The sequence below is a fragment of the Ruegeria sp. K11 genome, from assembly GCF_056531905.1.
The window spans coordinates 48,860-63,638 of sequence record NZ_JBQFMP010000001.1 but is presented as its reverse complement, the minus strand read 5'-3'; the positions used below and the strand labels follow the sequence as shown (position 1 = coordinate 63,638).

Annotated in this window: 14 protein-coding genes; 7 read left to right on the top strand and 7 right to left on the bottom strand. The window is 59.1% G+C overall.

Features of this window, described 5'->3' with window-relative positions:
- Positions 1 to 27: 27 nt before the first annotated feature.
- The 5 genes from ACR0K4_RS00315 to ACR0K4_RS00295 all read right to left on the bottom strand — a co-directional run bounded on the left by ACR0K4_RS00315 (position 28) and on the right by ACR0K4_RS00295 (position 6,672).
- Entirely contained in the window at positions 28 to 573 is a 546-nt protein-coding gene (locus tag ACR0K4_RS00315; RefSeq protein WP_480852401.1) for a sarcosine oxidase subunit gamma, read from the bottom strand.
- The gene (locus tag ACR0K4_RS00310; RefSeq protein ID WP_480852400.1) at positions 566 to 3,499 is read right to left on the bottom strand and encodes a sarcosine oxidase subunit alpha family protein; all 2,934 of its coding nucleotides are present in this window, start codon (positions 3,497 to 3,499) and stop codon (positions 566 to 568) included. Before ACR0K4_RS00310 ends, ACR0K4_RS00315 begins: the two co-directional genes overlap by 8 nt.
- Entirely contained in the window at positions 3,496 to 3,759 is a 264-nt protein-coding gene (locus ACR0K4_RS00305; protein WP_480852399.1) for a sarcosine oxidase subunit delta, read from the bottom strand. Before ACR0K4_RS00305 ends, ACR0K4_RS00310 begins: the two co-directional genes overlap by 4 nt.
- Before the next feature lie 55 nt (positions 3,760 to 3,814).
- Positions 3,815 to 5,068: a sarcosine oxidase subunit beta family protein gene (locus ACR0K4_RS00300; protein WP_480852398.1), complete on the bottom strand. Its 1,254-nt coding sequence runs from the start codon at positions 5,066 to 5,068 to the stop codon at positions 3,815 to 3,817.
- Between the two features lie 173 nt (positions 5,069 to 5,241).
- Complete coding sequence (locus ACR0K4_RS00295; RefSeq protein WP_480515826.1) at positions 5,242 to 6,672, bottom strand: Glu/Leu/Phe/Val family dehydrogenase; 1,431 nt, start codon at positions 6,670 to 6,672, stop codon at positions 5,242 to 5,244.
- Positions 6,673 to 7,003: 331 nt separating this feature from the next.
- On the opposite strand from ACR0K4_RS00295, the gene ACR0K4_RS00290 reads away from it, so the two are divergent.
- From ACR0K4_RS00290 to ACR0K4_RS00280, 3 genes are read left to right on the top strand one after another with little or no spacing between them, the layout of a single operon-like run.
- On the top strand, positions 7,004 to 8,713 hold the full coding sequence (locus tag ACR0K4_RS00290) for a TadE/TadG family type IV pilus assembly protein (protein ID WP_480852397.1): 1,710 nt from the start codon (positions 7,004 to 7,006) through the stop codon (positions 8,711 to 8,713).
- A complete protein-coding gene (locus ACR0K4_RS00285) occupies positions 8,710 to 9,243 on the top strand; it encodes a TadE/TadG family type IV pilus assembly protein (protein ID WP_480515828.1) in 534 nt (177 codons plus the stop codon). The genes ACR0K4_RS00290 and ACR0K4_RS00285 overlap by 4 nt, the downstream gene beginning before the upstream one ends.
- Positions 9,244 to 9,247: 4 nt before the next feature.
- Complete coding sequence (locus ACR0K4_RS00280; protein ID WP_480852396.1) at positions 9,248 to 9,805, top strand: TadE/TadG family type IV pilus assembly protein; 558 nt, start codon at positions 9,248 to 9,250, stop codon at positions 9,803 to 9,805.
- Positions 9,806 to 9,807: 2 nt separating this feature from the next.
- On the opposite strand, the gene ACR0K4_RS00275 is transcribed toward ACR0K4_RS00280, so the two are convergent.
- Positions 9,808 to 10,278 (bottom strand): hypothetical protein, encoded by a 471-nt coding sequence (locus ACR0K4_RS00275; protein WP_480852395.1) that lies wholly within the window; start codon positions 10,276 to 10,278, stop codon positions 9,808 to 9,810.
- A gap of 150 nt (positions 10,279 to 10,428) precedes the next feature.
- On the opposite strand from ACR0K4_RS00275, the gene ACR0K4_RS00270 reads away from it, so the two are divergent.
- The gene (locus ACR0K4_RS00270; RefSeq protein ID WP_480852394.1) at positions 10,429 to 11,340 is read left to right on the top strand and encodes a pirin family protein; all 912 of its coding nucleotides are present in this window, start codon (positions 10,429 to 10,431) and stop codon (positions 11,338 to 11,340) included.
- Positions 11,341 to 11,355: 15 nt separating this feature from the next.
- Here the strand turns inward: ACR0K4_RS00270 and ACR0K4_RS00265 are convergent, their stop codons facing one another.
- A complete protein-coding gene (locus ACR0K4_RS00265) occupies positions 11,356 to 11,943 on the bottom strand; it encodes a TetR/AcrR family transcriptional regulator (protein WP_480515832.1) in 588 nt (195 codons plus the stop codon).
- A 101-nt stretch (positions 11,944 to 12,044) separates the two neighbouring features.
- Here ACR0K4_RS00265 and ACR0K4_RS00260 point away from each other — a divergent pair, with 101 nt between their 5' ends.
- The 3 genes from ACR0K4_RS00260 (at position 12,045) to glpX (ending at position 14,775) form a co-directional block, all read left to right on the top strand.
- Entirely contained in the window at positions 12,045 to 12,293 is a 249-nt protein-coding gene (locus ACR0K4_RS00260) for a hypothetical protein (RefSeq protein ID WP_480515833.1), read from the top strand.
- Positions 12,294 to 12,433: 140 nt separating this feature from the next.
- On the top strand, positions 12,434 to 13,720 hold the full coding sequence (locus ACR0K4_RS00255) for a homoserine dehydrogenase (protein ID WP_480852393.1): 1,287 nt from the start codon (positions 12,434 to 12,436) through the stop codon (positions 13,718 to 13,720).
- Between the two features lie 71 nt (positions 13,721 to 13,791).
- Positions 13,792 to 14,775, top strand: a complete 984-nt coding sequence (glpX, locus tag ACR0K4_RS00250; RefSeq protein WP_480852392.1) for a class II fructose-bisphosphatase — start codon at positions 13,792 to 13,794, stop codon at positions 14,773 to 14,775.
- Positions 14,776 to 14,779: the final 4 nt, after the last annotated feature.

Sequence of the window (14,779 nt, the reverse complement as noted above, 5' to 3'; positions counted from 1 at the left end):
TCCGGAATCAGTTGAGTTCCGTTGATCCTACCCGCGCGACGCAACACCTTCCATCGCCCTTTTCAGATCATGCACCAATGTTTCAGCCATCGACCGGAACACCATGATCTGGAATGCACCTTCTCCGACACGTGTGACCGAGGCGGTCATGTGAAACAGCAAAGTCCTCGCCGTGTGGCCACGTTTGAACTGCGCGGGCCGCATATCAAGAGGGACAAGCCGCGCCAGAACGTCCTCGGCCCCGGCCCCCTGCAGCCGCACGATGGTCCACGCGTCGGACTGATCCACAATCGCCGCATGGTCTCGCAGCGCCGCATCCGGTTCCGGCCCCATCAGCAGCGCCTGCGCATAACCGAACCAGACCGCCCGCGCGCCCGCCTTACCTGTTGCCCTGTTGGCCGCCGGATAGGTGATCCCATGCGCGACCTTCATTGCATCGGACACCGCCTTTTGCTTGCCTTTGAAAGGCGAGATCGAATGGATCGCGCCCACGTCTTCTTCGCTGAGCGCCACCGAACCGACTGTCAGCGGCAGCAATCCGTTGCAGGGGGTTATCGCAATCAGCTTATCCACGCACACGCCCTCCTTCGGGGTCAAAAAAGGCCGGATTCACCACTTCGCACAGGGTCGTCACGCCGCGCAGGTGATCGACCATCTTCACGATTTCCCCGTACCTGTCCGGCCCGTCCGCAAGGAAACCCAGCCCCAGCATCGACTGCAACGTCGGCGAATAGCAGACCGAGGTCAGATAGCCCTGATCATTGGTGCGCACCGGCTCGGCTTCCTCGTCATATAGATGCGCACCGGCCAGTAACTCCTTGCTTTCCCCGATGGGTTTCAGCCCGACCAAGCGTTCGCGCCCGTCCTCTTCCAGCCCGGGACGTTCAGACATGGTCTTGCCGATACAGTCTTTCTTCTGCGACACCATCCGCCCCATGCCGATATCATACGCGGTTGTCCGACCATGGATTTCGGAATGCGTGATAAAGCCCTTCTCGATGCGCAGAACGTTCAGTGCCTCCATCCCGTAAAGACCTCCGCCCAGCGCCTCGGCCCGTTCGGTCAGAATATCGAACACGCTCGCGCCATAGCGCGCGGGCACGGCGATCTCATAGGCATGCTCGCCCGAAAATGAAATCCTGAACAAACGCCCCGGAACGCCCAGCACCGAGACCGGCCCACAGGCCATGAACGGCCAGTTGTCATCATCCAGCGGGGTATCCAACAAGCCGTTCAACACCTCGCGCGATTTCGGCCCAGCCACAGCGAATTGCGCCCATTGCTCGGTCACCGAGGTGAACGAGACATCCAGATCGGGGCGCAGGCCCTGATGCACGAACTCCAGATGTTTCATCACCTCGCCCGCCGCAGCGGTGGTCGTGGTCATCAGGTAATGCGTCTCGCCCAGCCGTGCGGTGGTGCCGTCATCCATGACGAACCCATCCTCGCGCAGCATCAGGCCATACCGCGCGAGACCAACTTTGAGGGTCGAGAACATGTTCGTGTAGACGAAATCCAGAAACGCGCCCGCATCCGGCCCCTGAATGTCGATCTTGCCAAGCGTCGACACATCGCAGACCCCGACGGCCTGACGCACCATGTTGACCTCACGATCACAGGATTGCCGCCAGTTGGTTTCCCCGTCCTGTGGGAAATAGCTGGGCCGGTACCACAAACCCGCCTCAATCAACGGAGCCTTCCGCGCCACGGTTGCCTTATGCGATGTGGTAAACCGCTGAGGTTTGAACCCCTTTCCTTCCGCACCAGCGCCCAGCGCCGCAATGGCAATCGGGGAATATGGCGGGCGGAACGTGGTGGTCCCGGTCTCGGGTATCCCCCGTCCGGTGGCATCGGCCAAAATGGCCAGCGCCGCCACGTTCGAGTTCTTGCCCTGATCGGTCGCCATACCTTGCGTGGTGTAACGCTTCATGTGCTCGACGGACCGGAAGTTCTCCGTCGCCGCCTGCTTGACGTCTTTAACCGTCACATCGTTCTGGAAATCCAGCCAGGCGCGCCCCTTGCCGGGAACAGCCCAAAGCTGAGTAATCTCATAGGGCGTATCCTCGGCCTGCGGAAGAACGGTCTTAGGCGCTTTCAAACCCAGATCAGCCAGTACGCTTTCAGCCGCCTCAACCCCTTCCCGCAGGCAGGACGCGGTCGAGAATGCGCCGTTGCAAGCCCCTGCCGTCACCATGCCCGGAACAGCGCCGGGAGTTGGCACAAAGCCTTCGATCTCACGCTTCCAAGTCGGGCGGCCATTCATGTGACAGGTCAGGTGGACCGAGGGATTCCACCCGCCGGTCATCGCCAGACAATCCGATTGAATACGTTCTTCGCCGCTTGGACGCCGCACCGTGATCGATTCCAGCCCCTTGCGACCGGAACTGCCACAGACCTGAGCACCGCGCAGCACTTCGTACTCATCAGACAAAGGCGCATCATGGCGGCTGTCAATCACTGCGGCGACATGCACACCGGCGTCCAGCAAATCCCGCGCGGTCCGGTGAATGTCATTGGTGTTGCCAAAGATCGTCACATTCCGCCCCGGGCTGACGCCCCAACGGTTCAGATAGGCCCGCACGGCCCCGGCCGTCATGATCCCCGGACGGTCATTGTCGCGGAAGGCGACCGGGCGTTCCAGCGCGCCTGCGGCCAGAACGGATCGCTTCGCCACAATCCGCCAATACGTTTCCAGCGGCGCCCCATTCGGGCGGCGATCTGAATGATGCAACACCCGCTCCAGCACCGCATAGGTGCTCTGATCATAGACACCCGCGACCGTGGTGCGGGTCATCAGACGCACATTGTCCATGCCGCTGAGTTCCGCCAGAACCTCATCCGCCCAGACAGGACCCGGCTTGCCATCAACCTCAAAGGTCTCCGCCAACAACCGTCCGCCCATCCGCGCGTTTTCATCCGCCAGTATGACACCCGCCCCGGCGCGCGCGGCGGTCAGTGCGGCCATCAACCCCGCAGGCCCGGCACCAATGACCAACAGATCACAGAAGGTATAGGCGCTTTCGTACTTGTCGGCATTATCTTCGCCGGACAACGCGCCCAGCCCGGCGGCGCGGCGGATCACAGGTTCATAAAGCTTTTCCCAAAAGCTTTTGGGCCACATGAAGGTCTTATAATAAAACCCCGCGCCCAGAAACGGCGCGGCCAGATCATTGACCGCCATCAGGTCAAACCCAAGGCTGGGCCAGCGGTTCTGGCTGCGCGCCTCAAGCCCAGGGTAAATCTCCTGCATGGTGGCACGCACATTGGGCTCTTGCGCCGCCCCGTGGCCGACCGTCACCAATGCGTTGGGTTCCTCACTGCCCGCCGTCAGCACCCCGCGCGGGCGGTGATATTTGAACGACCGCCCGAAAAGCCGAACGCCATTGGCCAACAGAGCCGAGGCCACTGTGTCGCCCTGAAACCCTTCATAACCGACGCCATCAAACACAAACGGCACTGTTTGCGTCCGATCAATAAGCCCCTTGCCCGCGACTCTCATGCCTGCACCTCAGACGCCAGTTGCGAGCCCAACATCTCATGCGTAACCGTATCGCGCGTCACGACGATCCAAGCGCCGCAGCCACCTTCGTGATACCAAAGCTCCCGCGTCGCGCCCGCCGGATTGTCTCGCAGATAGACAAAATCGTCCCAAGACTCAGCCCCGGCATCCGGGGCGGGACGGTCCAGATCGACGGCCGCACCACGACAATAAAACTCGCGCCGGTCGCGTTCACCACAATAAGGACAGGTAATCCTCATACCCGCATCCCCTGCTTCATCTTTTCAAAAATACTCAAATCCAACATCGCCACCCTCAATGCAGATTGTGTTGAGAGCCCTTGCCCTCTTCATCAATAATCCCGCGCCCGGTGCGGAAGCGATCCAGACGGAACCCGGTCGCGTTCTCATAGTACCGATCCGTCGCGATCAGATGCGCAAACACGTTGCCCGAACCCGGTACCGCCTTGAACCCACCATAGTTCCAGCCGCAATTCAGATAGAGCCCGTCGATATCCGTGCGATCAATGATCGGAGAGCCATCCGGCGACATATCCATGATCCCGCCCCAGGATCGCAGCACCCGCGCCTTGCCGATCATTGGCATAAGGGCGACCCCGGCCTCCATCACGCTTTCCACCGTGGGCAGGTTTCCCCGCGCCGCGTAAGAGGCGTAGAAATCCAGATCGCCGCCAAACACCAACCCGCCCTTATCCGATTGGCTGATATAGAAATGCCCCATGCCAAAGGTCACCACATGGTCGATGCAGCGCTTCAAGCCTTCGGTTACAAAGGCCTGCAACACATGACTTTCAATCGGCAGCCGCATTCCGGCCATTGCCGCCACCTGCCCGGATCGGCCTGCGGTAACCATGGCCACTTTCTTCGCCCGGATCGGCCCGCGTGAGGTCTGCACACCCCGCACGGTACCATTCTCGATATCGATGCCAGTGACTTCGCAATTCTGGATCAGATCCACGCCACGTTGATCCGCGCCGCGCGCATAGCCCCACGCCACCGCATCGTGCCGCGCTGTCCCGCCGCGCGGATGATAAAGCCCGCCATACAGCGGAAAGCGCAGATCGTCATAGTTCAGATAGGGCAGCATCTCACGCAACTGATCGCGGCTCAACAGGATCGCGTCATCGCCCTGGCTGATCATCATATTGCCCCGCCGCGCGGCTGCATCGCGTTGCCCGTCCGAGTGGAACAGGTTGATGATCCCGCGCTGCGAGTGCATCACGTTGTAGTTCAGGTCCTCCTCAAGACCCTCCCACAGTTTCAGCGAATGCGAATAGAACTCGGAATTGCCCTGCAGGAAATAATTGGCCCGCACAATCGTCGTGTTGCGCCCGACATTGCCTCCGCCAATATAGCCTTTCTCCAACACCGCAACATTGGTCAGACCATGTTCCTTGGCCAGATAATACGCCGTGCTCAACCCATGACCGCCGCCGCCGATGATGACGATGTCATACTCGGGCTTCGGCGCAGGATCGCGCCAATGAGGGGTCCATCCCTTGTTGCCGGTCAGTCCTTCTCTGAGAACCCGAAACCCGGAAAACCGCATTCGCCCCTCCTTGCGCTGCGCTGGAACCTGCTCCAGTCAAATCAGAGGTACCCGGACGCAAACCCGATGCCGCCTCTGATTTCGACAAGAACTTGCCACACAGCGACACATAAAGAAGGCGTGACGACATCGCCACGCCTTCCATTGCTTCTCCTGCCATTCTGGCGCGGCGTTTACAGCCCCTTGGCGCGATAGCTTTTTGAGACGCGATCAATCGCCACGATATAGGCCGCGGTGCGCAGATCATCCACATCCGCACGGTCATGCCAGACCTCGCTCATCGACTGATAGGCGATCCGCATCGTATCATCGAGGCCCGAACGCACCAGCTCAAGCTCATCCGCACCCTTGAGATACTTGGCCTTGAAGTCCGGTGACATTGACCAAGCGTCGCCCAGATAACGATCCAGACGCTCCAGTTCGCTGACGATCAACTCATGGCGCGCCTCTTCCTGACGGCGCTGCATCCGGCCAAAGCGGATATGGCTGAGGTTCTTGACCCACTCGAAATACGAGACCGTCACACCGCCGGCGTTGGCATACATATCCGGGATGATCACGGTGCCCTTCTTGCGCAGGATCTCATCCGCACCTGCCGTCACCGGACCGTTCGCAGCCTCGATGATCAGCGGGGCCTTGATGCGCTCGGCATTCGACAGGTTGATCACACCTTCCAGGGCCGCCGGGATCAGAATATCGCATTCTTCTTCCAGAACTGCAGCACCTTCTGCCGTATGCGTTGCATCCGGGTAGTCCTTGACGCCCCCATGCTTGACGATCCACTGGCGCACAGCCTCAACATCGATGCCGTCAGGGTTGTACAGCGCCCCGTCCCATTCGATGACGCCCACAACGCGCGCGCCGTCTTCCTCGCTCAGGAACTTGGCGGCGTGGTACCCCACATTCCCCAGCCCCTGCACGATGACCCGCTTTCCGTCCAGAGAACCGGACATCCCGGCCTTCTTGACGTCCTCTGGATGGCGGAAAAACTCGCGCAGTGCATATTGCACGCCGCGCCCTGTCGCCTCGACACGGCCCGAGATGCCACCGGCATTCAGCGGCTTGCCCGTCACACAGGCGCGCGCGTTGATATCCCGGGTGTTCATCCGCGCGTACTGGTCGGCCATCCAGGCCATCTCGCGCTCTCCCGTCCCCATATCCGGGGCGGGCACGTTCTGAGACGGGTTGATCAGGTCGCGCTTGGCCAGTTCATAGGCGAACCGGCGGGTGATCTGTTCCATCTCATGTTCTTCGTATTGGCGGGGATCAATGCACAGCCCCCCTTTCGAGCCGCCAAAAGGTGCCTCGACCAGCGCACATTTATAGGTCATCAGCGCCGCCAGCGCCTCAACCTCGTCCTGGTTCACTGCCAGCGCATAGCGGATTCCGCCTTTCACCGGCTCCATGTGTTCTGAATGGACTGAACGGTATCCGGTGAACGTTTGGATCTTTCCGCGCAACCGAACACCAAAGCGCACGGTATAAGTGGCATTACAAACCCGGATCTTTTCCTCCAGCCCGGGCGGCAAATCCATCAGGGACGCCGCCCTGTTGAACATCAGATCAACACTTTCGCGAAAGCTGGGTTCTTTAATGCCGGTCATACAATCCTCCGTGCCACTTAATGACGAACTCCATGGCGTTTTGTCGCACCACTGAACGCGGGCTGCAATCACCAACTGCACTTTTTTTCATCATTTTATGAACGACGGATGTAGGGGGCCGAGCTGAGTCGTCCTCATTGGTCGAATTCGCGACTATTGTTCCCAATGCGACGACAGATCGCCTGCAGACGCCCGAATTATAGCGCAGATTCACCTAAACCGGCCAAAACCAAGCCAATTTCGCCCAATTCCCGCCACGTTTAAAAATTAACCTTATTATGTAGTTTTTTCCATGGCGGCTTTACTCGGCCTGCTCAGCGGAGTCTTCGAAATGAAAACACACCTGCATAATAAAGGCGGCTGCTCGCCTACATACAAGTCTATTAGTCTACGGCGATTTGCTGAAAAAGAAGATGGGACTTTCACGATCTTTGTTCTGATCGGGTTTCTTGCAATGCTTGCTGTCACAGGCATTGGCGTTGATCTGATGAAGTTCGAACGTGATCGTGCAACCCTTCAGTCCACTCTTGACCGGGCGGTTTTGGCCGCCGCGGACCTGGACCAGACGGAATCGCCTAAAACAGTTGTTGAGTCTTACCTGGACAAGGCTGGGCTTCTTGAAAAGCTCAAGGATGTGAAGGTCGAAGACAGCTTTGGGTCAAGAAAGGTTCTGGCAACGGCTGAATCTGTTATCCCGACCAACTTCATGAGCTATTATGGCATCCTCGATATGACGGCCACGGCGACCAGCGCCGCCGAAGAATCGATCGGTGCTGTTGAAATCTCGCTGGTTCTGGACATTTCCGGTTCGATGAGATGGGCTTCGGCGGATCGCACAAAATCCAAGATCGAAGTTCTGAAGAAATCGGCATCCGACTTTGTCAGACTCATGCTGGACAAAGAAGGTGAGTCGCAGATTTCGATCTCGGTTATCCCTTATGCAACGCAGGTCAATGCGGGTGAAACCCTGTTGAACAAGTTCAATGATGTCACCAGCGAGCATAACTACTCGCATTGCGTGAACTTCATCCCGGAACAATACAGCGATTCGGATCTGGAGCGTAATGACCGGTTGGAGCGCACCGCGCATTTCGACCCCTTTACCTATTCCGAGGGTACCATCGATACTCCGGTATGCCCTGTTCGCCCCGGAAGTGCGATTACGCCTTTGACCGACAACATGGACAAGCTGTTGGCGGAAATCGGAAAAATGACTCCGAAGGGCAATACGTCGATCGATGTTGGGATGAAATGGGGTGTCGCCCTACTGGACCCCAGCATGCGCGGGATTGTCAAAGACCTGTCGGCGGAAGAAGACCTGCCCTACTCGCCTAAGAAGATCGTTCCGGCGAAATTTGCCGATCGTCCGTCCAACTATGGCGGAGACGTTCTGAAAATCGCAATCGTGATGACCGACGGCCAGAATACGGATCAGTTCATGCTGAACCCGTCACTGCGGGAAGGGTATTCCGACGTCTGGTACAATGCGGACTCGGGTGCCAACCGGTATTGGTACGACTACTATACCGGGCGCTATCACATTGTTTCTGGTGACTATTCTGTGTTCCACTCGGAAGGCAACCCGCATAAGTTCATCTGGCCGCAGCAAGGCCGGGGCGTGAATCAGGTTTGGAATGACCATCCCTATGGCAGCCCCAATCCGGAAACCGCCTCGAACCAAGAGCCCGGGACTGCAATTCGCCTGACATATCCCGAGCTTCTGAACCGCGCGTCACTCGAATGGATTGCCGAGTATAACTACCATTGGCAACCCAGCGCGCAGGCGGAATGGACTGACAAGGCCTATGCGAAGGTTGAAACTGCTGCCAAGAACCAGCACACCAAGCATGTCTGTGATGCCGCAAAAGACCAGGGCATCATCGTGTACGGTATCGCATTCGAGGCACCCAGAGCCGGCTATCGAACCATCAAAAACTGTGCGAGCTCTGCCAGCCACGTATATGACGTGAATGGCCTGGACCTTGAAGACGCCTTTGCATCGATCGCTTCGTCAATCCGCAAACTGAGGCTGACACAATGATACTCAAAGCCCTGTCAAAACTACGGCGCTTCAGAAAATCGGAAAAAGGAAGCGTAACGGTCGAGTTCTGTCTCCTTTTCCCGGGCTTCATGTTCCTGGTGCTTGGCGGGATTGAGCTGTCATTGGTGACGATGCAACAAGCCATGTTGGAGCGCGCGGTCGATTTGACCGTGCGCGACATCCGCCTGGGAACAGGTACCAACCCGCAGCATGACGACTTGAAAGACGCCATTTGCCTGCGGGCGAACTTCATCAAGGAATGCAATGATAACCTGCGTCTTGAGATGATCCGTCAGGATGCATTTACCGGTATTGTGCTAAGCACGACCCCGGATTGCACGGACAAGTCGGAAGAGGTGAAACCGGTTCTCAATTTCACCAACGGTCAGGAAAACGAACTGATGATCCTGCGGGCCTGCGCCCGTATCGATCCTGTCTTCCCAACCTCGACAATCGGTCAGGCCCTTGTGGATGACACCGGGCAATACGCTCTGACGGCGACCACCGCATTTGTTCAGGAGCCTATCTAAGATCATGAAACTGAATGCAAACCCCTTCAAACGCCTGAAAGCGTTCAAAGAGGACGAAAGTGGCGTCCTGACTGTCGAAGCCATTCTGATCCTGCCCATGCTGCTTTGGACCATGATGGCAACCTTTACCTTTTTCGAAGGGTTCCGTCAGAGCTCCTCGAACCTCAAGGCGGCCTATACGGTCAGCGATCTGGTCTCGCGAGAAACGCAAACAATTACTGATACCTATGTCGATTCCCTGCAATTGCTGATGCAAACCATGGTAAATAATGGCACACCGATCAGCCTGCGGCTGACATTGATCGCCTTTGACGCCCAAGACGACCGCCACTACGTGCGTTGGTCCACTGCGCGCGGCTTCGCGAACGAGTGGGATAATGGCAATATCGATCAGTTGCGATCCAAACTGCCGCCAATGCCCAATCAGGACACGTTGATTATCGTCGAGACATCGAACCGATATGATCCGATTTTTGCGGCGGGCATTCCCTACTCAGTCACTTTTGAGAACTTTGTTTTCACGCGTCCTCGCTTCACAAACGAGATCGACGGAGCCGTCTGAGCCTAGCTTCGTTCGCTAAGCATCGCTGTCAGCACCTCTGACATGAACTTGGTTTCGGCGGCCGCTGTCATGCCGCCGATTCCGACGCGATGGCCGAACCTCCACCACAGGCCCGGAGCCCAATACCGCGCATAGGGCCCTTTCGTGCGGACCAGGAAACCATTGGATGGTTTGAAGGCGAACACGCCGCGGTCCACCGACTCGATATCCTCCACCGAACAGATCACCTGACCCGAACGCGTGCGCAACTCGGATTGGGTCAGTTCGATTACATCTTCGGTCGCGGTCCACATGCGGTGCGACAACCAGAGGGCCCCTGCCCCGACGATCAGCAGGAAAATCTGCCATTCCGGCTCAGGCGGGGACGCCAGCGCGACGTAAACCACCAATGCGCCAACGCAAATCAGCATGCCAACTCCAAGCCAGCGCCGTGGGGTCGAGGCGCCTACCGTGGCCAGAACGTCTTGTTGCATGTCTTCCTCCTGCCTGTGCGCCCTGTCTATCCGCAACATCGGGCAAGGAACAAGCACCTCTGAGCACCGATGCACAGACCCGGTGTTTCTGCGCGAATTGAACCCATGGGGGCGAAGGCTAAGTTCCAGTCAGCAAATCAGGAGGCTCCCATGTCCCTCAGATCCACATTGGAAACGCGCAAGGCCGTGCCCACGATGGAAGGTGCCGGAGTAAAACTGCACCGGGCCTTCGGGTTTCAGGACCCGTCCGAGTTGGATCCGTTCCTGCTGTTTGACGATTTTCGAAATGAACGGCCGGAAGATTATCAGGCGGGGTTTCCCTGGCATCCGCATCGCGGCATCGAGACCATCACCTATGTGCTGTCCGGCACTGTGGATCACAGCGACTCGCTGGGCAATCACGGGACTTTGGGTGCCGGGGACGTGCAGTGGATGACCGCCGGATCTGGTATCCTGCATCAGGAAATGCCCAAAGGTGCGGCGACCGGCCAGATGCATGGCTTTCAGCTGTGGGGGAATTTGCCCTCTGCCCACAAGATGACCGCGCCGCGCTATCAGGATGTTCAAAGCACGGAAATCCCCGAGATCACGGATGATGACGGCACAATCGTTCGGGTCATTGTGGGTGAGTTCTGGGGCAAGACAGGGCCCGTTGATGGAATTGCCGCTGATCCACAGTATCTCGACATCCATATCCCGGCGGGCGTCAGAAAAACCTTTCGCATCGACACGTATCGCCGCGCGTTTGCTTATGTTTTCGAAGGTCAGGCGGCCTTTGCGGATGCGTCGCAACCCACAGGGGTCCTGTTGGAAAAAGAGGTGGCGGGGCAAGAGGTGAACATCCGCGACATGTCCGGCGACAGAACCCTCGTCCGGTTCGGCACGGGCGATGAGATCACGGTTCAGGCAGGCCCCGAAGGCGTCCGGTTCCTGCTGATATCAGGCGCACCGATCAATGAACCTGTGGCATGGCATGGCCCGATCGTCATGAACACGCAGGCCGAGCTGCAGCAAGCATTCAAAGAACTTCGCAACGGAACATTCATTCGGCCCGCCCACTGACCTGATCGGCGAGGCTCAGCCCGAAACGGCCTTGCGCACCATGTCCCAATAGACCTGCTCGACCTCGTCCAGCGACAACCGTCCGCCCGCACGGTACCACGTCATCACGCCGTTCAGCATCGCAATGACCGCCAGCGTGGTGATCTTGGTGTCGGAAACCGAGAATTCTCCGCGTGCCTGTCCGGTTTGCAGGATCGCCTCCAGCGCGTTTTCATAGCGGCGGCGCAGGGCCTCGATATCCGCGAAATTCTCGGGCGTCAGGTTGCGCAGTTCCATATAGGCGATGAAAACCTCATCCGGGCGCTGCAGGTGAAAGCGGATGTGAAAGCTGACGAACTGGCGGAGCGCGGCCTCGGGGTGGTCGGGCGTGTCCAGCGCGTCATAGGCTGTCATCAGGTCCTGCATATGTTCGCGCATCAGGTGATACAGCAGGCTTTGCTTGTCCGGCGTGTAGTTGTAAAGCGCCCCGGCCTGCACGCCCACGTCCTTGGCAATCTGGCGCATCGACACCGCAGCGTACCCATGCCGCGCAAACAGGCTAAGCGCCGCTTTGCGGATACGGGGGCCGGTGATATCAGAATGGGAACCTTGAGTACGCGCCATGGCGTCACGATATATGAACAATCGTTCATATAGAAGCCCCGCTTGATCCGGGCCAGCAAAAGGTGCATCACAGTCACCATAGCGCAACCGAAAGATGCCCGATGAAACCGTTGCCTTTGATCGTTCTGATGATTGCCTGTGCCGGCTGCGCCGACATCCCCGAGCTTGAGGGACGCGAGGCGGCATCGCTGCGCAAGGCCCCCTACCCGCGTCTGATCCCGCTGGATGAAACGCTTGGCGCGCCCGTTGATCCCATCAATGAGGCTGCGGAAGTCGAGGAAGAGCTGACGGCACGCGCCGAGGCCCTGACAAAACGAGCCGAAGCATTGCAGAACGCACAAACCAACTAGGGTTTCGCCACTAATCTCTGCCGTTCATGTGATCTGCGGCGCGACTCGGATTGCGCCCCTGCGCCGAACCCGCTAAGGCAGCCGACAAAGGACATGATGGTGCTGCGTGTAGCACATTCGAGCGGAAAGGACCCCACGGGATGACACAGGCGCTGCGGCTTGGAATTGCAGGTTTGGGCACCGTTGGCGTGGGTGTCGTCAAGATCGTCCGCCGTCACGCAGACTTGCTGCAGGCTCGTACCGGTCGCCCTATCGAAATCACCGCTGTTTCTGCACGGGACGCAAGCAAGGATCGGGGTGTTTCGCTGACCGATTACGCTTGGGAAACCGATCCGGTTGCCCTGGCCAGCCGCGATGACATCGATGTTTTTGTCGAACTTATGGGCGGCGAAAACGGCCCGGCCAAGGCCTCGGTCGAGGCGGCGTTGGCCAGTGGCAAGGATGTTGTCACCGCCAACAAGGCGCTGCTGGCCATTCACGGTCAGGAACTGGCCGAAAAAGCCGAAGCTTCCGATCGCGTGATCCGGTTCGAGGCCGCTGTGGCCGGGGGCATCCCGGTCATCAAATCCCTGACCGAAGGGCTGGCAGGCAATGAAATCACGCGCGTCATGGGCGTCATGAACGGCACCTGCAACTACATTCTGACACGGATGCAGTCGCAGGAACTTGGATATAACGCCCTGTTCAAGGAATGTGCGCAGTTGGGCTATCTTGAGGCTGACCCGAACCTCGATGTCGGCGGTATCGATGCGGCGCACAAGCTGGCGCTGCTGTCTTCCATCGCGTTTGGCACCAAACCCAATTTCGACGGGATCGAGATCGAGGGCATTCAGCAGATCAGCCTGGACGATATCCATCAGGCTGCCGACATGGGCTATCGCATCAAGCTGCTGGGCGTGGCACAGCGCACGGCTCGTGGCCTTGAACAACGGATGCAGCCTTGCCTGGTGCCCAGTGACTCGCCGCTGGGTCAACTGGAAGGCGGCACCAACATGGTTGTGCTGGATGGCGATGCGGTCGAACAGATCGTGCTGCGCGGGCCCGGTGCGGGCGAAGGACCAACAGCCAGCGCCGTGATGGGCGATGTCTGCGATCTGGCACGTGGGCTGCAAATCCCGACATTTGGCCGCCCCGCGGCATCGCTGGAAGAGGCGAAGCCTGCCGTCACCGGCCTGCCCGCGCCCTATTATCTGCGTCTTGGTCTGCTGGACAAACCCGGAGCGTTGGCCAAGGTGGCCGCGATTTTGGGAGATTCTGGCGTATCGATCGACCGGATGCGACAATACGGCCATTCCGAGAGCACCGCCCCTGTGCTGATCGTGACCCACAAAACCACCCGCACAACACTGGACCATGCACTTGAGGGCTTGCGCGCCACGGATGTGGTGGCCGGAGCGCCCGTCGCGCTTCGCATCGAGCAGGTTTGACCCCTTGCGGGCAGCGCGCCGCGCAGGCTATGCCGGATAAAACGTCAGAACTGACCAAAGGATTACGGGACATGAACGCCGCCAAGACCGATTTTAACGACCGCCTGCTGTCTTTGGGCCTGGCCCGGGTGGCTGAACAGGCTGCACTGGCCTCGGCCTCGCTGGTGGGGCGCGGAGACGAGAAAGCCGCAGATCAGGCCGCAGTCAACGCGATGCGCGAACAACTGAACCTGCTGGATATCGCAGGCGTGGTCGTCATCGGGGAAGGTGAGCGCGACGAAGCCCCGATGTTGTTCATCGGCGAAGAGGTCGGCACCGGTGAGGGCCCCGGCGTGGATATCGCGTTGGACCCGCTGGAAGGCACCACGCTGACCGCCAAGGATATGCCCAACGCGCTGACCGTGATCGCCATGGGCCCGCGAGGATCCATGCTGCATGCGCCGGACGTATATATGGACAAGCTGGCCGTTGGGCCGGGTTACCCGGAAAACGTCGTCAATCTGGACATGACCCCGCGCGAACGCGTCGAGGCGCTGGCCAAGGCCAAAGGCTGCGATCCTGCCGATATCACCGTCTGCATTCTGGAACGTCCGCGCCACGAGGCGATGATCGCCGAGGTGCGCGAGACCGGTGCCTCGATCCGTCTGATCACCGATGGCGACGTGGCCGGTGTCATGCACTGTGCCGAAAGCGAAGTGACCGGCATCGACATGTATATGGGTCAGGGCGGTGCACCTGAGGGCGTGCTGGCGGCTGCGGCTCTGAAATGCATGGGTGGCCAGATCTTTGGCCGGCTGTTGTTCCGCAATGATGACGAGCGCGGCCGCGCCACCAAGGCAGGCATCACCGATCTGGACCGCGTTTACGCGCGCGACGAGATGGTGACAGCCGATGTGATCTTTGCCGCCACTGGCGTGACCGGAGGCTCGCTGCTGCCGCGCATCAAGCGGGAACCGGGCTGGGTCGAGACGACGACGTTGTTGATGCGGTCCAAGACAGGCTCGGTCCGGCGCATGTCCTACCGCACGCCGATGTGGTCGCATACCGACGCATAGCGGC